The following is a 23,307-nucleotide window of genomic DNA, read 5'->3' on the forward strand; positions in this document are numbered from 1 at the left end:
GACATAAAAGAGGGAACACATGTCCAAGACCATCGCATTCTTTCCGGAGGCGGCCTTCGGGCCGGCGCTGAATTCGGTCGGCATCGCTCAGGCCGTGGAAGCGCTCGGCCACAAGGCCGTGTTCCTGTCCGATCCCGGCTTCGTCTCGGTCTATGAAGGCTACGGCTTCGAGGCGCATCCGGTAAACCTGTCGGAACCCATGCCGGCGGAGCAGATGGCGAAGTTCTGGGAGGACTTCATCAACGGCCACATTCCGAACTTCCGCAAATCCCCGATCGATCAGGTCGAGAACTACGTGAAGGACTGCTGGACGGCGATCGTGGATAGCGCCAAGTGGGCGCAGAAAGACCTGCCGGGCGTGCTGGCGAAGATCAAGCCGGACCTGATCTGCGTCGACAACGTCATTCTCTTCCCGGCCATCAAGCAGTTCGGCAAGCCCTGGGTGCGGATCATCTCGTGTTCGGAAAACGAGATCGAGGATCCGAAGATCCCGCCGCATCTCTCCGGCTGCGGCGAAAACGACTACGCCGGCCACCAGGCCTATCGCAACCACTTCAACAGTGTGATCAAACCGATCCATGACGACTTCAATGCGTTCCTTGCGGAGAATGGCGAGGAGCCCTATCCGACCGGCCAGTTCTTCGAGGCCTCGCCCTACATGAACCTGCTGCTTTATCCCGAGCCGGTGAAGTTCGAGCGCGAGCATCCGCTCGACGGCATGCAGTTCCAGTATCTCGAAGGCTGCGTGCGCAAGGAGAAGGCTTATGAGGTACCGGTCTTTGCGGAGAAGAACGACAAGCCGCTGATCTACATCTCCTTCGGCTCACTGGGTGCGGGTGACACCGACCTGCTGAAGCGCCTGATCTCGACGATCGGCAAGCTGCCCTACCGCGCTCTCGTCAATGTCGGCGACTACAAGGACCAGTACGAGGACCTGCCCGGCAACGTCATCGTCGACAGCTGGTTCCCCCAGCCTTCCGTCATTCCGCAGGTCGACGCCGTCATCCATCACGGCGGCAACAACTCGTTTACCGAATGCCTCTACTTCGGCAAGCCGGCCATCATCATGCCCTATGTCTGGGACGGTCACGACAACGCCACCCGCGTCGACGAGACCGGCCATGGCTTCAAGATGCCGCGCTACGACTGGAGCGATGCCGATCTTGCCGCCAAGCTCGATGCCTGCATCGGCAATCCGGCAATGAAGACGAAGCTTGCCGCCACCAGCGCCCACATGCAGGCGCGCAGCGGACCGAAGAAGGCAGCGGGGATCCTCGACGAACTGGTCAGGACAGGGGCGTACCATGGCTGAAACGCTCAAATCCTCCGCACCGCACATCCACGGTGCCACCACCTATGACGACCTCGTCGACTGGGGCGTGCAGTCGGACGCGATCGAAGGCGTTTCGAAATCGTCCGGCCGTCTTCTGTTCAAGGGGCCGGACAACCAGCCGGAAACGGGTATCTGGGTCTGCACGCCCGGCCGCTGGCGGCTTTCCATCCCGCGCGAAGAACTCTGCCACTTCGTGGCGGGGCGGGCGATCTACCGATCCGACGACGGCGAGGTCATCGAGGTGGAACCGGGTACCGTCGTGATGTTTCCCGGCGGCTGGGCTGGCGAATGTACCGTTATCGAGACCATGCGCAACGTTTACATGCTCGTGTGAGGTGAAGCCATGACCACACCCTACTGGCCGGAGACCGCAGCCGTCGCACTCGACGACTGGGGTGCAAGCGCCACCGCCACCGAAGGCAACCCGCATATGAGCGGCAAGGTGCTGTCCGTAAACCCGGACGGCTCCAGCGAATGCGGGGTCTGGTCCTGCACGCCGGGAACGCGCGCCATCACCATTCCGAGCGACGAGTTTTGCTATTTTCTCGGCGGGAAGGGCGTGTACGTCCACGAAAACGGCGAGGAGATCCCGGTGTCTGCGGGCGCTGCCGTCTTCTTTCCGGCCGGTTGGACCGGAACCTCGATCATCACCGAAACCCTGACCAAGGCTTTCATGAGCCGCGGCGACTGAACGATACCGAAAGACAAAGAGGAAACACGATCATGCCGATCACCCCCTTCATGAAGAAACCACTCGAGCAGTCGGATCTCGTCGACTGGGGCGTCATCCCGACAATGATCGAGGGTGAGAGCCGGACGTCGGGCAAGGTGATCCACAAGGGAGCAAACGGGGAATCGGAATGCGGCCTCTGGGTCTGTACGCCCGGAAAATGGTTCTGCCACGTCACCCGCGACGAGTTCTGTCACTTCCTCGAAGGCCGCTGCACCTATGTGCACGAGAGCGGCGAGGTGATCGAGATCACGCCCGACACCGCTGCCTTCTTTCCGCAGGACTGGAAGGGCGAGTGCACCGTGCACGAGACGATCAAGAAGGTCTACATGATCCGGTGAGTGGGGCTGGGGGCGTTCAGTCTGGATGCCCAGGGTGAGGGGCAAGGCGAGAGGCTCGCTGTCCCGAAAAACAAGCCGAAGATGGGTCAACCCATCCCGAGTGAGAGAGGAACGACCATGTTCAACCCCGCCGAACCCGTCTTCTATCGGCATCCGGACTACGTGCCCGCCCGGGGACCGCACCATCGGGTGATCGATCCGGCACTGCTGACGGAAGTCGGCCGGTTTGCGATCACGACGATCGACGAAATGGATGCCGTGCTGGACACGGCCGCGGCCGCCCAGCGCAGATGGAAGCGACTGGACGCCAAGTCGCGGGCGACGCTGCTGCACCGGATCGCCAACCGGATCGAGGCGACCGACATGCGCCGCTGCGCCGAGCTGATGTCGCGGGAGATGGGCAAGCCCTATCCGGAGGCGATCGGAGAGGTGGCCAACTGCGCCGGTGCCTTCCGCTATTTCGCCGAAATGGCGCGCGACGAGGCAGGCAAGGTGGCTGGCACGACGCAGGCCGGCTCGTTCCAGCACGCGCGCTACGAGCCGCTGGGCCTGAGCGTCCACATTATGCCGTTCAACTTCCCGATTTTGCTGATGTGCTGGACGGTTGCCGCCTCGCTTGCTTCCGGCAACGGCTGCATCATCAAACCGGCGCCCGCGACGACCCTGTCGACGCTCGAATTCATGGCCGTCTTCGAGGCGTTGCCGACCGGCCTGGTCGCCTGCCTGCCCGGCGGGGTCGAGCTCGGCGAGGCGCTGATCGCCTCGCCCAAGACCCATGCCGTCGCCTTCACCGGCTCGGTCGCCGCGGGCAGGGCGGTGGCGATGGCCGCAGCCGGCCAGATGAAGCCGGCGGTCATCGAGGCGGGCGGCTCCGATCCGATGATCGTCACGGCACACGCGCCGCTCGACGTCGCAGCCGCCGGCGCCGTAACCGCCGCCTTTCATATGTCCGGCCAGGTCTGCACGTCGGCAGAACGCTTCTTCGTGGTCGACAGCGTGCATGACGCGTTCGTGGAAAAGTTCGTAGCCGAGACCAGGCGGCTGCGCATCGGCAACGGGCTTGGCAAGGCGGAGATCGGCCCGCTCGTCTCAAAGGCGGCGCGCGACAAGGTAATCCGTCTCGTCGAGGACGCGAAGATCAAGGGTGCGACGGTCGTGATCGGCGGAAAGATCCCGGAAAGCGAACCGGTCGGCTGGTTCTACGAGCCGACCATCCTCACCGGCTGCACGTCCGACATGGCGATCATGCAGGAGGAATGCTTCGGTCCTGTCGCCGCGATCATGAAGGTCCGCAACTTCGACGAAGCGATCGAGCGGGCAAACGACAGCGAATTCGGGCTCGGCGCCTCGATCTTCACGACTTCGCTGGAGGAAGCGATGGAGGCGGCCGACCGGTTGGAGGCCGGCATGGTCTGGGTCAACAATCCGCTGATCGACAACGACGCGCTTCCCTTCGGCGGATGGAAGAAATCGGGCCTGGGGCGCGAACTGTCAAAACTCGGCCTCGACGCTTTTCGCCGCTCCAAGATGGTCATCATCGATCACAAGCCGGTCGTTCAGGACTGGTGGTATCCCTATCCGGACGATTGGTTCTACGAGGCCGAGGGGCGCAAACATGTGTGAGGCGGCGCGTGGCCGGCGGCTCGCTCCGCATGAGGGAACGAAGCGCCGCTGCCGCCGCGCTCTGCCCAACTTCGACGTCGGCAGGCGGCTTGCAATGCAATTGTTGAATAACTGAGACAGGAACACCCAACATGATCATCACCATCCTCGGCGGCGCGGGCTTCATGGGCGCCGGCATTGTTCGCGACCTTCTTTCGGATCGCGCCATCGTCGATATCGAAAAGGTCCGCCTGTGCGATGCCTCGCGTGACAAGATGGAGGCGTTGGCGATGGAACTGGGCGATCCGCGGATCGAGCTTGTTGCCCTGAACGTCACCGATCCGGGCGCCCTTTCGGCTGCGATTTCCGGTGCCGACATCTGCATCAACTGCGTGCCGACGCTGCTCGGCTTCCAGATGGCCATCTTCGAGGCGGCGCTGGCCGCAAGAGTCTCGTATGTCGACCTTGGCGGCCTTGGCACCTATACGGTCAAGCAGATCGCCGAACACGAGCGGTTCAAGGCGGCTGGCGTGACAGCCGTGATCGGCGTCGGCGCCGATCCGGGCATGTCCAACGTCATCTGCCGCGCGGTTGCCGACGAACTGGACGAGATCGACAAGATCAACCTCTACTGGGCAGCGGACCTGACGGGCGACGAGAACCCGGTGCTCGTCCCGCCCTACAGCGTCTCGACCGTGCTTGCCGAATACGCCCATCCGAGCACGCAGTTCTATGACGGCAAGCACGTCGAATGCGCGCCGATGAGCGGCTCCGAATATCTTGACCTGCCGGAGCCATGGGGACGCTGCGAGTTCATGCATTCGCCGCATTCCGAGCAACTGACAGTGCCGCTGGCCGACGGCATCCGCGAAAAGGGCATCAGGGAATTCTCATGGAAACTGCACCTGCCGCATCGTGAACACGAGGCCTGGGTGGGGCTGGTCAAGGCCGGCTTTGGCGACTTCAACGAGCCGGTCGAGATCGGCGGCGTCAGCGTGAAGCCGCTCGACGTTCTGAACAAGGTGATCGAGCGGAATATAAGAAAGAACGCCGACCGGATCCCGGCGCAGGAAAGCCATGAAATCCATTTCGCCATCGGCCATGGCCGAAAGGGCGGCAAGCCCTGCACGGTGCGCGTCGAGGTCGTGGTTTCGTCCGAGCCGATGTATGGCCCCTACGTGGATGCCTGCACGTCCATGAACGGCTCGATTGCAGCCCAGCTGATCCTGAAGCATCCGAAAAAGCCGGGCGTTTACGCCCCCGAAGGCTATTTCGATGTGGCGAGCTATTTCCCTGAACTCGAGAAACGGAAGTTCAGGATTTCCAAAACGGTATCATGAATGAGGTGGGCTCGGCGGTCGGCGAAGGTCCGCCGACCCCTTCGCCCGCCATGCGGAATATGTGTGTCGCGCACCTGCCGAAAGCCGTAAACGTCCGTTCATCAATGTGGCGAAAAAGAGAAAATTAAACCCTATCATTCTTATAGACATTCTTTATAATCAAATCCTGCCGGACATGAAGTGCCCGGCAGGTGGTGCTCGTGCGGGCGCCGCGTTCAGGACGAAGTCCTAACAGGTTAAGGATGGCGACGATGAGCAACGTGGATGCTTTCGGCAAGGCCGGCTTCGGCCACAGGCATGAAACGCCGTCCGCGCGCGCCAGCGCAACGCGCAAAAAAGTCCTGGATGGCATTGTCTGCAAGGTGGTCGCCGGCGCGGCCCTGCTGTTCGTTGCAGCGATCGTGCTTGGCCTGATTGGTCACTGACGCATCGCCGCTTGGGCGATCTTTCTCGTTCATCGCATTCGGTGCGACCCAACTTCCCGCCTGGCCTGCACGCAAGCCGGCGTAGTCCCTCAAATTTTCCAGACACGTTTCGCGTTCGCACGATAGAGCTTTTCGCGCTCGTCGGCTGAGCAAGGCCCGAAGATGGCCTGCGTCGCCCCGACCCAGGTGGAAAGCCCGCCGCCTTTCGTGCACACCGGCCAGTCGCTGCCCCACACAACCCGATCCCAGCCGAAATTGGAAACGATGTGCTCCACATAAGGTCGAATGGTCTCGACAGTCCAGCTCCGGGGATCGGCATAGGCGACGACACCTGAAACCTTGGCGATGACGTTCGGTCGCCTGGCGATCTCGGCGATCCCCTTTTTCCAGCGGTCCAGCGCGCCCGAAACGATGTCCGGCACGCCGCAGTGGTCGAGCACGAAGCGGACGTCCGGCGCGCTGTCCACGAGGGCGATGGCCTGCGGCTGCTGGCGTTCCAGCATGCAGATATCGAAGGTCAACCTGCTCCCGCCCATCCGCTTGAGATTGTCAAGGAACAGGGCCTGCTCGGAAATGTCATCGGGAACGACGTGCAGGACCCGGCGAAGCCCTTTCACGAACGGGTCGGCTTCGCATTTCTCCAGATAGTCGGCGAAACCGATTTCCTCCGGGCGGCAGGCGGCGATCACGCCGCGGATGAGGTCGCCCTGCGTCTCTGCCAGGCTGCGCACCATTTCTGTCTCCACCTCTATGTCCGAGGTGGCGACATCCACTTCCATGTGCAGGGCCGCTTCGATGCCGAGCCTTTTCGCCTCCTGCGCATATTCCGGATAGGTGAAGTCGCGATTCAGGTCGCCTGCGCCGGAGAGCCAGGGATAGGCAAGGCGCGACTGGTCGATGAGATGCAGATGGGTGTCGATGAACATGGTTTCCTCCCTCCGGCGCCGTGCGCATGATGCTGGATTTCCTCGCCCCGGCATTTGTTGACAGCGGCAAAATTTGTCCTTTATGTATAAAGAACAGAAGACGGATTTCAAGCGCTGAAAGGCACACCGGAAACGCCCGGTTGCGTCCGGCGCGCAAGGGGAGGAAAAGATGGCCCGCATCACCGGCATGCGCGTGTTCGACCTGCGGTTTCCGACATCCAGGAGCCTTGATGGTTCGGATGCGATGAACCCCGACCCGGACTATTCCGCCGCCTACGTCATCCTCGACACCGACGTGGACGGCCTTGCCGGCCACGGGCTGACCTTCACGATCGGCCGGGGCAACGATATCTGCTGCATGGCGATCCGGGCGATGGAGCACCTTGTCGTCGGGACGGAGCTGGAAGAGGTACGTGCGGCGCCCGGAAAATACTGGCGGCATCTGACCAGCGACAGCCAGTTGCGCTGGATCGGTCCTGACAAGGGAGCGATGCACCTTGCCACCGGTGCGGTCGTGAACGCCATGTGGGATCTGCTGGCGCGGCAGGCCGGAAAGCCGGTGTGGCAGCTTGTCTCCGAGCTCTCACCGGAGGAGATCGCCGACATCGTAGACTTCCGCTACCTGACGGACGTTTTGACCCGCGACGAGGCGGTGGCGATCCTGAAGAAGGCCGAGGTTGGCAAGGCTGAGCGGGTCGAGACGCTGCGGCGCGAGGGCTATGCCTGCTACACCACCTCGGCCGGCTGGCTAGGCTATCCGGAAGAGAAGCTCAGGCGCCTGTGCCAGGAGGCCGTCGATGCGGGGTTCAACCACGTCAAGATGAAGGTCGGTCGCGATCTCGACGACGACATCCGCCGGCTGACGGTCGCGCGCGAGGTGATCGGGCCCGACCGCTACCTCATGATCGATGCGAACCAGGTCTGGGAGGTCGGGCAGGCAATCGACTGGGTTAAGAGGCTCTCCTTTGCAAATCCCTTCTTCATCGAGGAGCCGACCAGTCCCGACGATATCGCCGGACATCGCAAGATCCGCGAGGCCATCGGCCCGGTGAAGGTCGCCACCGGCGAGATGTGCCAGAACCGCATCATGTTCAAGCAGTTCATCGCGGAGGGCGCCATCGATGTCGTCCAGATCGACAGCTGCCGCATGGGCGGCCTGAATGAGGTGCTGTCCGTTCTGCTGGTGGCGGCGAAATACGGGCTGCCCGTGTGGCCGCATGCGGGGGGCGTCGGGCTTTGCGAATATGTGCAGCATCTGTCGATGATCGACTACGTCGCGGTATCCGGCACGAAGGAGGGTAGGGTCATCGAATATGTCGATCACTTGCATGAGCATTTCGTCGATCCATGCATTATCCGCAATGCTGCCTACATGCCGCCGTCGCGCCCCGGCTTCTCCATCGAAATGAAGCCGGAATCCATTGCCGAATACACGTTCCGCTCCTAAAAGATGACAGTCGAATTCGGGGCGCGTCGCATTGCGCCCCGCCGCATGTAGGGGTGAAGCGTGAACGATATTCTGACGATTGCCGACCTAAAGGCGAGGGCCAAGCGCCGGGTGCCGAAGATGTTCTTCGACTACGCCGACTCCGGGGCCTATACCGAAGGCACCTACCGCGCCAACGAGGAAGATTTCCAGAAGGTGAAGCTGCGCCAGCGGGTTCTCGTGGACATGACCAACCGGTCCCTCGAAAGCGAGATGATCGGGCAGAAGGTTTCCATGCCGGTGGCGCTTGCGCCGACCGGACTGACCGGCATGCAGCACGCCGACGGTGAAATGCTGGCGGCGCAGGCGGCAGAAGAGTTCGGCGTCCCGTTCACGCTTTCGACCATGAGCATCTGCTCGATCGAGGACATTGCTTCGGTCACGACGAAACCGTTCTGGTTCCAGCTCTATGTGATGCAGGACCGCGACTTCGTCATCAACCTGATCGAGCGGGCGAAGGCTGCGAAGTGCTCGGCGCTCGTGCTGACGCTCGATCTGCAGATTCTGGGCCAGCGCCACAAGGATATTCGTAACGGACTGTCGGCGCCGCCGAAGTTCACGCCGAAGCATATCTGGCAGATGGCGACGCGGCCGCTCTGGTGCATGCAGATGCTCGGCACGAAGCGCCGGTCGTTCGGGAACATCGTGGGCCACGCCAAAAGCGTCACCGACCTCACCTCCCTTTCGGTGTGGACGTCCGAGCAGTTCGATCCGCAGCTGTCCTGGAGGGACGTCGCCTGGATCAAGGAGCGCTGGGGCGGTAAGCTGATCCTCAAAGGTATCCTCGACGAAGAGGATGCCCGCATGGCGGTTTCGACCGGCGCGGACGCGATGATCGTCTCCAATCACGGCGGCCGTCAGCTCGACGGTGCGCCGTCTTCGATCAGCATGCTGCCACGCATCGTCGATGCGGTCGGTGGCGACATCGAAGTGCATCTCGATGGTGGTATCCGCTCCGGCCAGGACGTGCTGAAGGCGCTCTGCTACGGTGCCAAGGGCACCTATATCGGGCGTCCCTTCCTCTATGGCCTCGGAGCCGGCGGCAAGGCGGGCGTGACGAGGGCACTGGAAATCATCCGCAAGGAACTCGACATCACCATGGCGCTTTGCGGCGAGCGGGACGTGCGGAACCTCTCGCGGCGCAATCTGCACCAGGGTAACTGATGCGTGCAATTCCACCGGGTTGCGTCTCTGTTTGGTGCGTCCCTTAATATTAGTTTACGCTAATACCATTGGATGCTGCCACCCGATTGTCTGCCAGGGCATTCGGGTGCAGACTTCCGCCGTTCAAACGGAGGGACGCATCCATGATGGATCGCAGAGAACTCGAGAGGACTGTCCGGACATTCTACCGGGCACGCAACGACAGCGACATCGAACAGATCATGGCGTTGGTCGATCCGAACGCCTGCTTCCGCATCGCCGGAAACTACAGGCTCGGACCGCTGACGCACATGACCGAGGGTACGTCCGAAATCAGCGCCCGGTTCGGCGACCTCATGACGAACTGGGACGTCTCGGGCCTCGACATCGAGAGCATGCATGTCGACGGAGACACGGTGCTGGTCCATCGTTCCGGTTCGATACGGTTCATTCCGACAGACACCTTCATCGATACGGAGATGCTGGACAAGCTGACCTTCAGCGACGGCCGCATCATCGAGTTTGTCGAGTTCGTCGATACGCTGATGGCGGCAGAGATGATCGGCTTCGTGAAGCCGTCCGGCATCTGGACCGGTGTGCCCGGCCTGCCGTTGGAGCCGCGCGCCGCCAAGGATCCGGGAAGCAGGCCGAGAGCCTGAAGCACCGTAGCCTGCGGGCTGATTCCACGAGCTGACAATTGGCCGGGCATCGCGGGGCGATGCTCGGTGAAGGGGTTTTTGTTGTCGAAATACCGCCGCACAATTTTGCGGGACGCGTCAGGCGCGTTCGAATCCCTGCAGCACGTTGACGGCATTCACGCCGAGCGCCTCCACCGCATAGCCGCCTTCCATCACGAAAAGCGTCGGCACGTCGAAGGCGGCGATGCGCGCGCCGATGAGGAGGAAGTGCCCGCCTTCCAGCATGAACTGCGAGATCGGGTCGTCCTTGAACGTATCCACGCCAAGCGAGACGACGAGGGCCGACGGCTGGAAATCGCGGATGCGTGCGTGCGCATCCTCGAAGGCGTCCCGCCACTCCGCCCAGCCGGTTCCGGCCGGCAGGGGATAGTTGAGATTGTAACCCTCGCCGGGACCTGCGCCGCGCTCGCGCGCATAGCCGAGATGGAAGGGAAACTCGAAGTCCGGATCGCCGTGCAGGCTGGCGAGCAGCACGTCGGCGCGGTCGTAGAAGATTTCCTGTGTACCGTTGCCGTGGTGATAGTCGATGTCGAAGATCGCGACGCGGTCATGGCCGCGGTCGCGCAGGCGCTGGGCAGCGATCGCCGCATTGTTGAGGTAGCAGTAGCCGCCGAAGAAGTCGCGTCCGGCATGATGGCCCGGAGGCCGGCACAGCGAGAAGGCGGCACGGTCGCCGGCAAGCACCGCATCCGCGCCCGCCAGCGCCGTATCGGCTGCGCGCCGCGCCGCCTGCCACGTGGTCTCAGTGATGGAGCCGGCCATGTCGAAGGAGTAGTAGGACAGCCGCGCGTCGAGACCGGAGGGTGGGCTATCAATCGGCGGCATCGAACGGTGACGCCAGCTATAGGGCCAGACCTCGCCGTCGCGGCCGGCCGCGCGCCATTCGGCAAAGACGTTCTCCAGAAAATCGAGATAGTCGGCCGTGTGCACCCGCTCGATCGGCTCGCGTTCGTAACGCTGCGGATCGAGGACCGGGCCGAGCCCGACTTCCTTGATACGGGACAGCACGATTTCCGCCCGCTCGGGCTTTTCGAAGGTTTCGACGATGCTGCCGAAGGAAACCTCCATGCCGCTGTGATGCAGGTGGTGGTCGGCGGTGTAGAAGGTCTTCATGCGGTCGGCCTGCTGATGGGAACGGCGTCACACGATTTCACCGTAGAGCGAGCGCTCCAGGGGCGTGATTTCGGCGGCGAAGCGGCGGTATTCCGCGCGCTTGAGCGCCAGGAACACGTGGTGCATCCTTTCGCCCAGCGCCTCCTTCAGGAACGAGGAAGCCGCCGCCTTGTCGATGGCGCTGCGCCAGTCCGGTGGAAGGCTGTCGCCGGCACCTTCCGCGTACGCGGTCGTCTGCGGACCCGGATCCGCCTTCGCAGCGATGCCTCTCTGCATGGCGGCAAGGACGGTCGCACCGACGAGGTAGGGATTGGCGTCGATCCCCGCCGCCCGCTGTTCCAGATGCCGTCCGGCACCGGCGCCTGCTGGGATGCGCACTGCGACGGAGCGGTTGTTCGTTCCCCAGGTCGGCGTCGTCGGTGCGTAGCTCTGGGCGGAGAAGCGCCGCCAGGAATTCAGGTGCGGGGCGAAAACCAGCATGGATTCGTCCATCGTCTGCAACAGCCCGGCGACTGCCTGCGTCATCAGCGGCGAAAGCGCGCCTGCGCGATCGGCAAACAGGTTTTCTCCCGCGGCATCGGCAAGGCTTGCATGCACATGCATCCCCGAACCGGCGCGGCCGGGAAACGGTTTGGCCATGAAGCAGGCCATCATGCCGTGGCGTAGCGCCAGCGCGCGCAGAAGCCGTTTCAGCATGACGAGATCGTCGGCGGCGCGTAGCGCGCTGCCGTGGCGCAAGGTCAGCTCGAACTGCCCCTGTGCGTATTCCGAGATCATCGTCTCGACAGGCAGGCCTTGCGCTTCCGCCGCCCTGTAGACCGCGTCGATGAAGGGTTCAAGACGGTCGAGCTCGTTTACGCCGTAGACCTGGATGCCCTCCGGGCGCTCACCGGAAAGCGGCAGCCGTAGCGGCTGAAAGTTGCCGGCTGCGTCCCTTTCGCGGTCCAGCAGGTAGAATTCCAATTCGTAGGCGAGAACAGGATGAAAACCCTGTGCCTTCAGCAGCGTGTCGCGTCGGGAGAGAACCTGGCGCGGATCGGCGGCCATCGGCGAGCCGTCCAGTTCGAACAGCGACAGGCGGACCTCGCCGCGCGGTGGATTGGTCCACGGCAGCGGCACCAGCGAACCGGCAATCGGCCAGGCGCGGCGATCGGCATCACCGTCCGACCAGACCAGTCCTGTTTCCTCCACGTCCTCGCCGGAGACGTCCAGGCCAAGAATGGAGCCCGGCAGATGCCGGCCGGAGCGGAAGATCGGTAGCAGTTCGTGGCGGCGTATGATCTTGCCGCGCGCGATCCCGTTGGCGTCGATCAGGACCAGATCGAAGGCGCTGATTTCCGGATGGGCAGCAAGGAAGGCTTCAGCTTCGACGATGTCGGCTATGCCCTCGGGGCGTGCGGATGTGTCCCTGCTCATGCGTCCTTCCCCTTCACCAGCCGCCCGAGCACTGCGGCAAACGCCTCGACGAGGCCGTCGGCCTCTCCGGCCGTAAGCGCCGGGCTGACGAGCACCATATTGTGGAACGGGGTGAGCAGATAGCCGAGATTGAGCATGGAGAGATGCAGCGCCTGCTCGATCGTGTCGGAAGCGGCAAGGCGCGCTTCGACGGCGTTCCGCACCGTATGGGGCGAGAACACCACCTCAAGCCGCGCCCCGACGCGCGAAACCGTCCACTCCAGCCCGTTCGCCGCGATCGCGGCCTTGAAACCGGCTTCGATCCGGTCTGCGCGCGCATTCATGGTCTCGTAGGCCGCGTCGGTCATGACCTCTTCCAGGCAGGCGCGCAGGCAGGCGAGCTGGATCGCGCTCCCGGAAAGCGTGGTGCCAATGCCGGAATGGCCGTGGCCGCTCTGCTCGCGGCGAACGACGTGCAGGCTCTCGGCCACCGCTTCGCTCATGCCCCAGACGCTGACCGGAATGCCGCCGCCGATGGGCTTGCCCATGACCATCAGGTCAGGCTCAAGCCCATGCTTCCGGCTGTAGCCGCCGGGGCCGGTCGAGATGGTGTGCGTCTCGTCGATGAGGAGCAACGTGCCGGCAGCCCGTGTCAACCGGCGCAGCACGTCGTGGAAGCCCGGGTCGGGAAGGATCATGCCGCAATTGGTCATCACCGGTTCGGCGAGCACGCAGGCGATGTCATTGGCCGCAAGGGCCGACGCAAGGGCCGCCTCGTCGTTGAAGGGAATGGAGACGGTCAGTTCGCCGAGGTCGCGCACCTGGCCGAGCAGGTTGCGACGCGAGACCGTACGCCCATCGACGAGATCGACCAGCGTATCGTCCACGGCTCCGTGATAGCAGCCGTCGAAGACCAGCAGTTTAGCGCCGCCGGTGACTGCGCGGGCCACACGGATGGCGAAGCGATTGGCGTCGCTGGCGGTGGCGGCAAGCTGCCATTGTGGCAGGCCGAAGCGCTCGGCAAGCAGCTTGCCGACGGAATGGGCGTCGGAGGACGGCAACATAGTGGTCAGCCCGCGGGTGCCGGCGTTGGCGAGGGCTCTCAGCACCGGCTCGGGCCCGTGTCCGAACATGGCGCCGGTGTCGCCGAGGCAGAGATCCGTCAGCCGGTTGCCGTCAATATCGGTAAGGGTCACCCCGGCCGCCGTTTCGATGATCGGCGGGAACGGGGAGGGCCAGTCGAGCATCCAGTGCTGCGGCACGCCGTCGAAGAAGCCGGGTCCGGATTGCGCATGGGCTGCCGCTGTGCGTGGCCGGCGCTCGGCGAAAAGTTCCCGTTCGGTCTCAAGCATCGCTGCCGCGCGCGCTTCCAGTTCGGACTTCTGGCCGGACGTTGTTGCCTTGTGCATTGACAAGATGCGCACCCCTCGAAGCTCATCGTGTTCAGCTTGTGCTCGGCGCGCTTTTGCGTCTTTCCGAAATGTGATCACTTATATTGAGATGTGATCTCAATTGTCAACGCAGAGCCTGTATGCATTCCTGACGAAGCCGTGGCGAAAAAATTGCGTTTGTGGCGAGGCGCTGCTACCGCTCGCAGCAGTTTCGGCGCATGCTTGCCGCACTTTGAAGAGAACAAGGAGGCCACCTTGGCGAAGTCCATCCACTCCATGATCCGCGTGCTCGACGAGCAGCGCTCGGTCGATTTTTACCGCGACGCCTTTGGCCTGGACGTGGCGGAGCGGCTGGATTTCGATACCTTTACGCTCGTTTACCTGAGCAACGAGGAGAGCGAATTCGAGCTCGAACTGACGATCAACAAGGGCCGTACCGAACCTTACGCTCTCGGCGACGCCTACGGGCATTTCGCCGTTTCGGTCGATAATCTGGATGCGGAGCATGCGCGGCTGACAAAGCTGGGGCTTGATCCCAACAAGATCGTGGAGTTCAAGCGCGATGGAGAATTGATCGCCCGCTTCTTTTTCATGACCGATCCGGACGGCTACAAGATCGAGGTCCTGCAGCGGCATGGCCGTTACAAGTAGGCAGAGGTATCCAGGGCCGCTTGATCGCGGAAACTGCAACTGGCAGTTTTGCGTCACGTCGTTCTGCTGGACGCAGACTGCGGCAAGGACGATGCGAGCGACAGGGAAGGGGAGGCCCGATGACGCAGGAAAAGCCTTACGAGATTTTCGACCCGCGGTTCAGCAGCCTGATCGTCGGCAGCGCACGGCTGGAAGAGCTTTATACCGGCTGCCGCTGGGCGGAGGGGCCGGTATGGTTTTCCGACGCCAACCAGCTTCTCTGGAGCGACATCCCCAACCAGCGTATGTTGCGCTGGACGCCGGACGGCGGCGTTTTGGTCTACCGGCAGCCTTCCGACTTTGCCAACGGCCACACCCGTGACCGGCAGGGGAGGCTCGTTTCATGCGAGCATGCAACCCGGCGGGTCACGCGGACGGAATATGACGGCACGATTACCGTTCTTGCCGACCGCTTTGAAGGACGGCGACTGAATTCCCCAAACGACGTGGTGGTGCGCTCAGATGGTTCCGTCTGGTTCACCGACCCGACCTATGGGATCCTGTCGGACTACGAAGGCTATCAGGCCGAACCGGAACAGCAGACGCGCAACGTCTACCGCCTCGACCCTGCGAGCGGGGACATCGCCGCTGTCGTTACCGACTTCGGCCAGCCGAACGGCCTCGCCTTCTCGCCGGACGAGAGCATTCTCTATATCGCCGACTCCGCTTCGAGCCACGACGCACAATGGCCGCCGCAGATCCGTGCCTTCGATGTCCTGGACGGTCGGCGCCTTGCCAACGACCGCGTGTTCGCGCTCGTCGAAGGTGGCGTGCCCGATGGCCTGCGTGTCGATACGAACGGAAATGTCTGGACCAGCGGCGGTCCCGCCGTTCATTGTTTCGCACCCGATGGCGTGTTGCTCGGACGCATTCGCGTGCCGCAATCCGTGTCGAACCTCACCTTCGGCGGTCCGCGCCGCAACCGGCTGTTCATCACTGCGACGACATCGGTCTATGCGATCTACACGACGGCAAAGGGCGCACAGGTTCCGTAGGTCCTATGGTGTGGGCAGCCGTGCCCGTTTGAGCTTCTGTTCCCGGAAGAAGATGAAAAGCCCTGAGGCGACGATGAAACCGGCCCCGACCAGCATGGCGGTGCGCGGCATGTCGCCGAAGAAGATCAGCCCGAAGACGACCGCCCAAAGCAGGAGCGTGTACTGCAGCGGCACGACGGTTGCGGCGTCCGCAAGCTTGAGCGACCGGTTCACCAGCATGTGTGCCGCCATGGCGACGACACCCAGCAGGCTGAGAAGGCCTATATCCAACGGCCGTACCGGAGCCCATCCGGCGGGATCGAAGGCAAGCGCCACCAGCGAGAAAAGGGCCGCCCCCGCGACCTGCCAGAAGACCAGCGTCGTGTCGGGCGTTGCCCGCAAGGTGCGGCCGAATATCATGGCGAAAGAGAAGGCAATGCTGCCGGCAAGCGCGATGAGCGCCGGCAATGTGAGGCTCTCCCGGGAGGGCTCCAATGCTATGACGACGCCGGCGAAACCGACGAGGATCGCGCTCCAGCGGCGCCAGCCCACCTTTTCGCCTAGCATCAGTGGCGAGAGTGCCGCGACATAGATCGGCGCAGCAAGCCAGTAGGTCATGGCGTCCGCGAGCGGCATGTAACCGACGGCGAAGTAGAATGCGGTCGCCTCGAAGGCGAAAAGCAGGGAGCGGAGGGCCTGCAGGCGAGGGCGTTCCACGCGCACGAGATTGTGCCATCCCGTGCGCCAGAAGAACGGCAGCAGAACGGCTATGGCCGCCAGGCTGCGAATGAACATGAGCTGCGACGGCGAATAGGTCGCCACCAGCCATTTGCCCAGCACATCGTTCAACGAGAACATCACCATGCCAAGCAGCATGAACAGCACGCCCAGGCGCGTCGCGTTCGACGGCGTTACGGAGGTGGCGGTCGCATCTGTCATGGCCGGTTCTGCGCGCTTGGGCTGCGAGCCTGCGTGAGGCGTCGACGGGCCACAGGGGGATGATCAACAGCCCTTTGCACATCCAATTCCGGCGATCCAGTCAACAATATTGATGGCTGCATTCAGATTGACGAAGCTTCCCGCAGCGTATCGTTGAAAAGATAGCGAAAAGAGCGCGACGCCGATCGACGGCGCCCACCGGGGCGAAATGCCGCCCGCGGAGGAAGGGGTCCGCGGCGAGACGGAGCGACTGACCAACGGAGAGAGCATGGCACTTACGCAGCTTGCGCTGATAGACATCGCCGCCGGACCTGGCCGAAAGGTGCGTCGTTTAGGAATATGCTCCAAGGCAAAACGATCGGGCGCATCGATCGATGCGCCCGACAGCCGTCTTTCATGTACCTTCGATCGCCGTCTACGCGGCGTCGGGCCGATGGACGGTCTTCACCTCGAGGAAGTCCTCCAGCCCGAAGATGCCGCCTTCGCGGCCGTTGCCCGACTGCTTGAAGCCGCCGAACGGGCTGCCGTAACGATGCGGCCCGCCGTTGATGTGAACCATGCCGGCGCGAAGGCGTGCGGCGACGCGTTCGGCACGGTCGGCATTCCCGGTCTGGACATAGGCAGCAAGGCCGTAGTTGGTGTCGTTGGCAATCGCGATCGCTTCCTCTTCGGTATCAAAGGGGATGATCGACAGAACCGGGCCGAATACCTCTTCGCGGGCGATGCGCATGTCGTTGTTGACGTCGGCGAAGATCGTCGGCTTGACAAAGTAACCCGTCTCGAAGCCCTCCGGCTTGCCGGGGCCGCCGACGAGCACGCGCGCCCCTTCGGCCACACCTGCCTCGATCAGCGCCTGGACACGCCCGAACTGGATGTGGGAGACGAGTGGGCCGATATGGCTGCCTTCCTGTTCCGGATTGCCGACTTTAGCCTCCTTACCGGCTTTCTCCGCGATTGCGACGGCCTTGTCGTAGACCGAGCGCTGCACGAGCATGCGCGTCGGCGCATCGCAGGACTGGCCGGAATTGTTGAAGCACTCGGCAACGCTGCTTGCGACACGATCCTCCAGGTCGGCATCCTCGAACACGATGTTCGGAGACTTGCCGCCGAGTTCCAGCGTCACCCTTTTGACGGTGTCGGCCGCGTCCTTGCTGACGGCGATGCCGGCGCGGGTGGAACCGGTAAAGGACATCATGTCGATGTCCTTGTGTTTCGAAAGAGCTGCGCCGCATTCGATGCCGTCGCCGTTGACGAGGTTGAACGTGCCGGCGGGGAAACCTGCCTCCTCGACCATTTCGGCATAGAGCAAGGCGTTCAGCGGCGTGAACTCGGAAGGTTTTAGCACGCAGCTGCAGCCGGTCGCCAGTGCCGGCACGACCTTGAGCGCGATCTGGTTGATCGGCCAGTTCCAAGGCGTGATCAGCCCGCAGACGCCGATCGGCTCGCGCCGCACCACGTCGCCGTTCGGCAGCACTTCACGACTCTTCAGGCGCTTCAGCGCGTCGATGAAGCCCTGCAGGTGGCCGACGCCGACGTCGGCCTGTTGTTCGGTGCTCATGGTGATCGGGGCACCCAGTTCGAGCGTGATCGTGCGGGCCATCTCGTCATAGCGGCGCTTGTAGACCGCGAGGAGCTTCTCCAGCAGGGCGAGGCGCTCGTCGACGCTGGTCTGGCTATAGCTCGCAAACGCCTTCTTGGCGGCGGCGACTGCCCGATCGATGTCGGCAGCAGTGCCCATGGAGATCCACGCGATCGGCTTCTCGGTCGCCGGATTGATCACCTCCAGGTCGCGCGGCGTCAGCGGGTCCACCCATTTGCCGTCAATGTAGAAATTGCGTTTGTCCAGCATGCTTTTCTCCCGTCGCATTCATTCTTTTCGTTTCCCGCCGTCGCTTAAGGCCGGCGGAGGGAGAATGTCTGCCACCATGCCAAAGCGCAATACCCTTCCGGGGATAAGAAAGGGATGCAGCGCCTGGGACTGCTGTCCTTGCGCGGCGACGGTGACGCCTTGCCAACTCAGCCCCTGTCGTTGTCGGCATAAAAGCCCCGCACCTCATCGGTGAAGGCCTTCCGTTCGCCGGGGTCGGTATAGAACATGTGACCACCCCGATAGAGCTTCAGCCCAACGCGACCTTCTGTGAGGGAGGGAGGAAGGTGGTCGAGGACATAGCGGCTGCCGCCATAGGGCGTGATGGCGTCGCTGTAGCCATGCACCACCATGACGCGGAGGGACGGGATGGTCGCCAGAAGCTCGCGAAGATCGCGGGTCGCGCTGACATTGGAGCGGGCGCCGTTCCAGTCCCAGCGGCGGTTCACGTCCTTGTCCAGCAGGCGGTAGGTCATTTCGGTCGAGAACTTCAGTTCGTCACGCGCATAGGCGGCAAACGCGCCGCCGTAGGCGCGCGTATAGCCGTCGAGGATCGGGTCGGCCCCACGGTCTTCCGATGTTTCAGGATAGGGATCGTCCGCGAGATAAGCTGCATCGTAAGGGCTTGCGATCTTGTCCGGGGCACCGTCGAGCTCCTTCGTATAGATATCGCCGACGAAGCCGCGGGCGCGTGCCACCGCGTCCTTGCCGATGCCCGTCATCTCGGCGATGCGGGCGTAGAGGCGGTCGGCGTCGTCGCCGCTCGGGGCGGCACCGGCGAGCGCGACAAGGTAATCGCTCATCGCGAACCGTTCCACCTCTTGGATGCCCTCGGCGGAGAAGGCGCCCTTGCGCTCCATCTCCGCAGCCGCCAGCGAAGGAAGCTGCAAGGCGGCGCCGACAGGATCGCCGGTCCCGAAAATGTAGCGGCTTTCGATCATCGGCGAGAGCATGACGATACCGGAGACGAGAATGCCCTGGCTCTCCTTCAGTGCGGTTGCGACCTTGGCAGCGCGAAAGCCGCCATAGCTTTCGCCGAGCAGATATTTCGGTGCGGCGGAACGGCCGTTCTTCTGGACATAGAGCGCGATGAATTTGGCAAGGCTTTCCGCATCGGCGCGTACGCCGTGGTAGGCCGCCTCGGCATCCTTGCCGGCCACCCGGCTCCAGCCCGTCCCGGCGGGGTCGATCAGTACGAGATCGGTGAAGTCGAGCCAACTGTCCGGATTGTCGGAAAGCGCCGGCCGTGTCCCGTCCGGGGCGGTGCTGCCCTGCTCGCTGCCGAAATCGAGGATGCGCGGCCCCACGAGACCGAGGTGAAGATAGGCGGAGGCGGCGCCCGGTCCGCCGTTGAAGGCGAAGGTGACCGGCCGTTCGGCGGGAGCATCCTTGGCGGTGTAGGCGGTATAGAAGATCTTCGCGCTCACCTTGCCGTCCTGTCCCCGCAGTTCCAGCGTGCCGGCGGTGGCGGTATAAGGCAGGTCGCTCGACGGGCGGCGCAGCACATGGTCGGTGACGGCATCGCCCGGCAGCAGATCCAGAAGACCGGAGCGGGATTGTTGCGGTGCGGGCTGTTGCGCCATCACGTCGCCGAGCGGTGCAACGGCAAGAGCGGCGATGACGGCGATCGATAGGAGATGGTAGCGCAAATCCGGCTTCCTCGTTTCAGTTCGGCGGCAGTTTACGGACGGAGGACCGGCACCGGAACTCAACTCAAATTGATTGGCGGGAGCGAGTGGGAAAGGTCTTGCGATCGATAGGTGTTGCGACCCGTCGGAATCGGCGCGTCCTGCTTCGGCTCTCCCTCTGTCTGCTGTGATCGAAGCACACGGTCAGCGCGACGGATTGCAAACGGCGGACGGGCTAATCGCAGCATGCGCCGCCATCGCCCGTCCCGCTGGCCAGCCGCTCCAGAATGGGGCAGTCCGGCCGGTCGTTGCCCTGGCAATGGGCAGAGAGGTGCTGCAGCGTCATCACCATTTCCTGCAACTGCCGCATCTTCGCGGTAAGTTCCTCTATGTGCCCGGCCGCGATGCGCTTGACGTCGGCGGATGCACGGTCGCGATCCTGCCACAACGCCAGCAGGTCGCGGATCTGCGCGATCGAAAATCCGAGATCGCGCGCCCTGCGGATGAAGCTGAGGGTGGCGAGATCCTTCGGCCCGTAGGTGCGGTAGCCCGAGCCGGTGCGACCGGCTTCCGCGATGAGGCCGATCGATTCGTAGTGGCGGATCATCTTCGCCGTCACGCCGCTGGCGCTTGCCGCTTCGCCTATGTTCATGTGCGGATCTCCCCTCTCGCATGGGCTCGGGAAGGGCGGAACCGTTTCAATCTGAGGGCATTGCTGACGACGAAGACGCTTGAAAGCGCCATGGCGCCGGCGGCAATCGCAGGAGACAGCAAGATCCCGAAGGCAGGATAGAGCGCGCCCGCCGCCACGGGGATCAGGGCGACGTTGTAGCCGAACGCCCAGAAGAGGTTCTGGCGGATGTTGCGCATGGTCGCGCGGGAAACCGAGATCGCGGTCGCAACGCCACGCATGTCGCCGGCCATCAGCACGATGTCGGCGCTTTCAATCGCCACGTCCGTGCCCGTACCGATGGCAATCCCGGTATCGGCGATTGCGAGCGCCGGCGCGTCGTTGATGCCGTCGCCGACGAAGGCCACCTTCCTGCCGCCAGCCGAAAGCGCCTTCACGGCGTCGACCTTGCCCTCCGGGAGCACCTCCGCCATCACCCTGTCGATCCCGAGCGTCGCGGCAACGGCCTCGGCGGTGCGGCGATTGTCGCCGGTGATCATCGCAACCTCGATGCCCAGCGTCTTGAGCTGCGCGATTGCCTCCTTCGTCGTCGGCTTGACGGGATCCGTCACGGTGAAGAGCGCGGCGAGCCTGCCGTCTATCGCGGCATAGAGGGGCGAAGCGCCGCTGGCAGCAAGCCGCTCCGCTTCACCCCTGAACGCGGTCGGATCGAAACCGAGCGTCGACATGAAGCCGGTGGAACCGACTTCGACCTTGCGCCCCGAGACCGTTGCGGAAATGCCCTGGCCGGAGGTCGCCTGGAACGCTTCTGCCTGCGGGATTTCCAAACCTTCCGCCTTTGCAGCCTCGTGGATTGCAAGGGCGATCGGATGTTCCGAGCGGACTTCGGCTGCGGCCACGAGCGACAACACCTCGTTTCGGGCAAAACCTTCGGCCGGTATGATCCCGGTCAGGCTCGGACGGCCGAGTGTCAGTGTGCCGGTCTTGTCGACGGCGACGACCTCGGTCGCCTCCAATGTCTGCAGCGCCGTTCCCTGCCGGAAGAGCACGCCGAGTTCGGCTGCGCGACCGGTTCCGGTGATGATCGAGGTCGGGGTCGCAAGTCCCATGGCGCACGGGCAGGCTATGATCAGGACTGCGACGGCGGCCACGAGTGCGTGCGCCAGTGCAGGGCTGGGGCCGAACGCGAACCAGATGCCAAAGGTGACGAGTGCGACGGCGATGATCGCCGGCACGAACCATTGGGTCACGCGATCGACCAGCGCCTGGATCGGCAGCTTGGCGGCCTGTGCGTCCTCCACCATGCGGATGATCTGCGACAGCACCGTGTCCGCGCCGACGCGGGTGGCCCGGAAAGAAAAGGAGCCGGTCGTGTTCATCGTTCCGCCGGTGACGGCGTCGCCGGGCTTGCGCTCGACCGGCATCGGTTCGCCGGTGATCATGGATTCGTCGACGAAGGAGCCGCCCTCCGTCACCTCGCCGTCGACGGGCACCCGCTCCCCGGGGCGTACCAGCACGATATCGCCCGGCACGACCGATTCAAGCGGAACATCCGCCGCAGCGCCGTTCTTCACCACGCGCGCGGACGTCGCGCGCAAACCGGCAAGGTGCCGGATTGCCTCGCCGGTGCGGCCCTTGGCCCGGGCTTCGAGGTAGCGCCCGGCAAGAATCAGGGTGACAATGACGGCGGCGGCCTCGAAGTAGACGTCGGCCGTGCCGCCCGGCAGCAGGCCAGGCGTGAAGGTAGCGACGACGGAAAAGATCCAGGCCGCCGCCGTTCCGATGACGACGAGCGCGTTCATGTCAGGTGTGCCACGCAGAAGGCTGGGAATGCCCTTGCGGAAGAAACGTGCCCCCGGTCCCGCCAGCACGATCGTTGCCAGCACGAACTGGATGACCCGGCTTGCCTGCATGCCGATCGTTTCGTGGATATAGTGGCCGAAGGTGGGAATGGCGTGCGCACCCATTTCCATGACAAAAAGAGGCGCGGTCAGCACGGCGGCGATGACGAGCGAGCGCCGCAGGGCGCTGATTTCGCTTTCACGCCGCTCCTCGTCGGATGGTCCCTCCTCGCGATGGTCTTGCCGGACGGCGTGATAGCCGGTCGTCTCGATCGCCGCCGCCAACGCGTCGAAGGTGACCGCACCGCGCAGATAGCGGACGCGGGCATGCCCGCTGGCAAGGTTTGCGGTGGCGTCGATGACGCCGGGAACCGCTTTCAGGGCCTTTTCGACACGCGCGATGCAGGAGGCGCATGTCATTCCCTCTACGACGAACTCGAGCGTCTCCTCTCCGACGCCATAACCGGCATCCCGCACGGCCTCTGCCACGGCCGCGATGTCAGGGGTGCCATCAAACGTCACCTCGGCCCTCTCCGTCGCGAGATTGACGGAGGCGACGGAAACGCCCGGTACCTTCTGGATCGCTCTTTCAACGCGCCGTACGCACGAAGCGCATGTCATGTCCTCGATGGATAGCTTGATCGTCTGGGCCGCATCGGGCTCCTTGAACGTGAGCATGGTGCACGCTCCTTTCTTTCGATAGATCGTGCACCTTCCCATGATGTCAAGGTCAAGCGGTTTTTGTAGTCTCGCGCTTGGAGCCTCGGGTGGATACTCCGCGCGAGGCTGCCGCCGAGCTGGCGATCCGCAATCT

At 63.5% G+C, this 23,307-nt stretch carries 21 protein-coding genes; 12 read left to right on the forward strand and 9 right to left on the reverse strand.

What is annotated here, in order from left to right:
* Nucleotides 1-19 precede the first annotated feature (19 nt).
* From HV823_RS08540 to HV823_RS08570, 7 genes are all read left to right on the forward strand, one after another.
* The gene (locus tag HV823_RS08540) at nucleotides 20-1,312 is read left to right on the forward strand and encodes a nucleotide disphospho-sugar-binding domain-containing protein (RefSeq protein ID WP_176949288.1); all 1,293 of its coding nucleotides are present in this window, start codon (nucleotides 20-22) and stop codon (nucleotides 1,310-1,312) included.
* Entirely contained in the window at nucleotides 1,305-1,667 is a 363-nt protein-coding gene (locus tag HV823_RS08545) for a cupin domain-containing protein (RefSeq protein ID WP_176949289.1), read from the forward strand. Before HV823_RS08540 ends, HV823_RS08545 begins: the two co-directional genes overlap by 8 nt.
* Nucleotides 1,668-1,676: 9 nt before the next feature.
* Nucleotides 1,677-2,024: a cupin domain-containing protein gene (locus tag HV823_RS08550; RefSeq protein WP_176949290.1), complete on the forward strand. Its 348-nt coding sequence runs from the start codon at nucleotides 1,677-1,679 to the stop codon at nucleotides 2,022-2,024.
* Between the two features lie 32 nt (nucleotides 2,025-2,056).
* The gene (locus HV823_RS08555) at nucleotides 2,057-2,404 is read left to right on the forward strand and encodes a cupin domain-containing protein (protein ID WP_246300976.1); all 348 of its coding nucleotides are present in this window, start codon (nucleotides 2,057-2,059) and stop codon (nucleotides 2,402-2,404) included.
* Between the two features lie 117 nt (nucleotides 2,405-2,521).
* On the forward strand, nucleotides 2,522-4,027 hold the full coding sequence (locus HV823_RS08560) for an aldehyde dehydrogenase family protein (protein ID WP_176949291.1): 1,506 nt from the start codon (nucleotides 2,522-2,524) through the stop codon (nucleotides 4,025-4,027).
* Between the two features lie 131 nt (nucleotides 4,028-4,158).
* Nucleotides 4,159-5,346: a saccharopine dehydrogenase family protein gene (locus HV823_RS08565; protein WP_176949292.1), complete on the forward strand. Its 1,188-nt coding sequence runs from the start codon at nucleotides 4,159-4,161 to the stop codon at nucleotides 5,344-5,346.
* A gap of 242 nt (nucleotides 5,347-5,588) precedes the next feature.
* The gene (locus HV823_RS08570) at nucleotides 5,589-5,771 is read left to right on the forward strand and encodes a hypothetical protein (RefSeq protein ID WP_176949293.1); all 183 of its coding nucleotides are present in this window, start codon (nucleotides 5,589-5,591) and stop codon (nucleotides 5,769-5,771) included.
* A gap of 89 nt (nucleotides 5,772-5,860) precedes the next feature.
* Here the strand turns inward: HV823_RS08570 and HV823_RS08575 are convergent, their stop codons facing one another.
* Entirely contained in the window at nucleotides 5,861-6,697 is an 837-nt protein-coding gene (locus HV823_RS08575) for an amidohydrolase family protein (protein WP_176949294.1), read from the reverse strand.
* A 169-nt stretch (nucleotides 6,698-6,866) separates the two neighbouring features.
* Between HV823_RS08575 and HV823_RS08580 the strand changes: the two genes are divergently transcribed.
* The 3 genes from HV823_RS08580 to HV823_RS08590 all read left to right on the forward strand — a co-directional run bounded on the left by HV823_RS08580 (nucleotide 6,867) and on the right by HV823_RS08590 (nucleotide 9,985).
* Nucleotides 6,867-8,144, forward strand: a complete 1,278-nt coding sequence (locus HV823_RS08580) for an L-fuconate dehydratase (protein ID WP_176949295.1) — start codon at nucleotides 6,867-6,869, stop codon at nucleotides 8,142-8,144.
* A 60-nt stretch (nucleotides 8,145-8,204) separates the two neighbouring features.
* Nucleotides 8,205-9,347 carry an L-lactate dehydrogenase gene (locus HV823_RS08585; RefSeq protein WP_176949296.1) on the forward strand — a complete coding sequence of 381 codons (1,143 nt, stop codon included), beginning with the start codon at nucleotides 8,205-8,207 and terminating at the stop codon, nucleotides 9,345-9,347.
* Nucleotides 9,348-9,490: 143 nt separating this feature from the next.
* Nucleotides 9,491-9,985, forward strand: a complete 495-nt coding sequence (locus HV823_RS08590; RefSeq protein ID WP_176949297.1) for a nuclear transport factor 2 family protein — start codon at nucleotides 9,491-9,493, stop codon at nucleotides 9,983-9,985.
* Between the two features lie 117 nt (nucleotides 9,986-10,102).
* On the opposite strand, the gene HV823_RS08595 is transcribed toward HV823_RS08590, so the two are convergent.
* Genes HV823_RS08595 through HV823_RS08605 form a run of 3 tightly spaced genes read right to left on the reverse strand, consistent with a single transcriptional unit; the run spans nucleotide 10,103 to nucleotide 13,941 of the window.
* Complete coding sequence (locus HV823_RS08595) at nucleotides 10,103-11,137, reverse strand: histone deacetylase family protein (protein WP_176949298.1); 1,035 nt, start codon at nucleotides 11,135-11,137, stop codon at nucleotides 10,103-10,105.
* Between the two features lie 27 nt (nucleotides 11,138-11,164).
* A complete protein-coding gene (locus tag HV823_RS08600) occupies nucleotides 11,165-12,553 on the reverse strand; it encodes a glutamine synthetase family protein (RefSeq protein ID WP_176949299.1) in 1,389 nt (462 codons plus the stop codon).
* The gene (locus HV823_RS08605; protein WP_176949300.1) at nucleotides 12,550-13,941 is read right to left on the reverse strand and encodes an aspartate aminotransferase family protein; all 1,392 of its coding nucleotides are present in this window, start codon (nucleotides 13,939-13,941) and stop codon (nucleotides 12,550-12,552) included. The genes HV823_RS08600 and HV823_RS08605 overlap by 4 nt, the downstream gene beginning before the upstream one ends.
* A 237-nt stretch (nucleotides 13,942-14,178) precedes the next feature.
* On the opposite strand from HV823_RS08605, the gene HV823_RS08610 reads away from it, so the two are divergent.
* Nucleotides 14,179-14,574 (forward strand): VOC family protein, encoded by a 396-nt coding sequence (locus tag HV823_RS08610; protein ID WP_176949301.1) that lies wholly within the window; start codon nucleotides 14,179-14,181, stop codon nucleotides 14,572-14,574.
* 119 nt (nucleotides 14,575-14,693) lie between these two features.
* Nucleotides 14,694-15,608: an SMP-30/gluconolactonase/LRE family protein gene (locus tag HV823_RS08615; RefSeq protein WP_176949302.1), complete on the forward strand. Its 915-nt coding sequence runs from the start codon at nucleotides 14,694-14,696 to the stop codon at nucleotides 15,606-15,608.
* Between the two features lie 3 nt (nucleotides 15,609-15,611).
* Here the strand turns inward: HV823_RS08615 and HV823_RS08620 are convergent, their stop codons facing one another.
* The 5 genes from HV823_RS08620 to HV823_RS08640 all read right to left on the reverse strand — a co-directional run bounded on the left by HV823_RS08620 (nucleotide 15,612) and on the right by HV823_RS08640 (nucleotide 23,171).
* On the reverse strand, nucleotides 15,612-16,526 hold the full coding sequence (locus tag HV823_RS08620) for a DMT family transporter (RefSeq protein WP_176949303.1): 915 nt from the start codon (nucleotides 16,524-16,526) through the stop codon (nucleotides 15,612-15,614).
* Nucleotides 16,527-16,941: 415 nt separating this feature from the next.
* On the reverse strand, nucleotides 16,942-18,375 hold the full coding sequence (locus HV823_RS08625) for an aldehyde dehydrogenase family protein (protein ID WP_176949304.1): 1,434 nt from the start codon (nucleotides 18,373-18,375) through the stop codon (nucleotides 16,942-16,944).
* Nucleotides 18,376-18,542: 167 nt separating this feature from the next.
* Nucleotides 18,543-20,042: a S10 family peptidase gene (locus HV823_RS08630; RefSeq protein ID WP_425487645.1), complete on the reverse strand. Its 1,500-nt coding sequence runs from the start codon at nucleotides 20,040-20,042 to the stop codon at nucleotides 18,543-18,545.
* A gap of 214 nt (nucleotides 20,043-20,256) precedes the next feature.
* On the reverse strand, nucleotides 20,257-20,673 hold the full coding sequence (gene cueR, locus HV823_RS08635) for a Cu(I)-responsive transcriptional regulator (protein WP_176949305.1): 417 nt from the start codon (nucleotides 20,671-20,673) through the stop codon (nucleotides 20,257-20,259).
* Entirely contained in the window at nucleotides 20,670-23,171 is a 2,502-nt protein-coding gene (locus HV823_RS08640) for a heavy metal translocating P-type ATPase (RefSeq protein ID WP_176949306.1), read from the reverse strand. Before HV823_RS08640 ends, cueR begins: the two co-directional genes overlap by 4 nt.
* Nucleotides 23,172-23,307 lie beyond the last annotated feature (136 nt).

It is taken from the genome of Mycoplana rhizolycopersici (assembly GCF_013378445.1).
In the GTDB taxonomy this organism is placed as follows: domain Bacteria; phylum Pseudomonadota; class Alphaproteobacteria; order Rhizobiales; family Rhizobiaceae; genus Mycoplana; species Mycoplana rhizolycopersici.

Bases quoted from the DNA above. Each gene is read 5' to 3' on its own strand.
- HV823_RS08575 (WP_176949294.1), bottom strand. From the start codon at position 6,697: ATGTTCATCGACACCCATCTGCATCTCATCGACCAGTCGCGCCTTGCC.
- HV823_RS08590 (WP_176949297.1), top strand. From the start codon at position 9,491: ATGATGGATCGCAGAGAACTCGAGAGGACTGTCCGGACATTCTACCGG.
- HV823_RS08605 (WP_176949300.1), bottom strand. From the start codon at position 13,941: ATGCACAAGGCAACAACGTCCGGCCAGAAGTCCGAACTGGAAGCGCGC.
- HV823_RS08565 (WP_176949292.1), top strand. From the start codon at position 4,159: ATGATCATCACCATCCTCGGCGGCGCGGGCTTCATGGGCGCCGGCATT.
- HV823_RS08615 (WP_176949302.1), top strand. From the start codon at position 14,694: ATGACGCAGGAAAAGCCTTACGAGATTTTCGACCCGCGGTTCAGCAGC.
- HV823_RS08600 (WP_176949299.1), bottom strand. From the start codon at position 12,553: ATGAGCAGGGACACATCCGCACGCCCCGAGGGCATAGCCGACATCGTC.
- HV823_RS08550 (WP_176949290.1), top strand. From the start codon at position 1,677: ATGACCACACCCTACTGGCCGGAGACCGCAGCCGTCGCACTCGACGAC.
- HV823_RS08620 (WP_176949303.1), bottom strand. From the start codon at position 16,526: ATGACAGATGCGACCGCCACCTCCGTAACGCCGTCGAACGCGACGCGC.
- HV823_RS08570 (WP_176949293.1), top strand. From the start codon at position 5,589: ATGGCGACGATGAGCAACGTGGATGCTTTCGGCAAGGCCGGCTTCGGC.
- HV823_RS08580 (WP_176949295.1), top strand. From the start codon at position 6,867: ATGGCCCGCATCACCGGCATGCGCGTGTTCGACCTGCGGTTTCCGACA.
- HV823_RS08595 (WP_176949298.1), bottom strand. From the start codon at position 11,137: ATGAAGACCTTCTACACCGCCGACCACCACCTGCATCACAGCGGCATG.
- HV823_RS08560 (WP_176949291.1), top strand. From the start codon at position 2,522: ATGTTCAACCCCGCCGAACCCGTCTTCTATCGGCATCCGGACTACGTG.
- HV823_RS08555 (WP_246300976.1), top strand. From the start codon at position 2,057: ATGCCGATCACCCCCTTCATGAAGAAACCACTCGAGCAGTCGGATCTC.
- HV823_RS08640 (WP_176949306.1), bottom strand. From the start codon at position 23,171: ATGCTCACGTTCAAGGAGCCCGATGCGGCCCAGACGATCAAGCTATCC.
- HV823_RS08540 (WP_176949288.1), top strand. From the start codon at position 20: ATGTCCAAGACCATCGCATTCTTTCCGGAGGCGGCCTTCGGGCCGGCG.
- cueR (WP_176949305.1), bottom strand. From the start codon at position 20,673: ATGAACATAGGCGAAGCGGCAAGCGCCAGCGGCGTGACGGCGAAGATG.
- HV823_RS08625 (WP_176949304.1), bottom strand. From the start codon at position 18,375: ATGCTGGACAAACGCAATTTCTACATTGACGGCAAATGGGTGGACCCG.
- HV823_RS08545 (WP_176949289.1), top strand. From the start codon at position 1,305: ATGGCTGAAACGCTCAAATCCTCCGCACCGCACATCCACGGTGCCACC.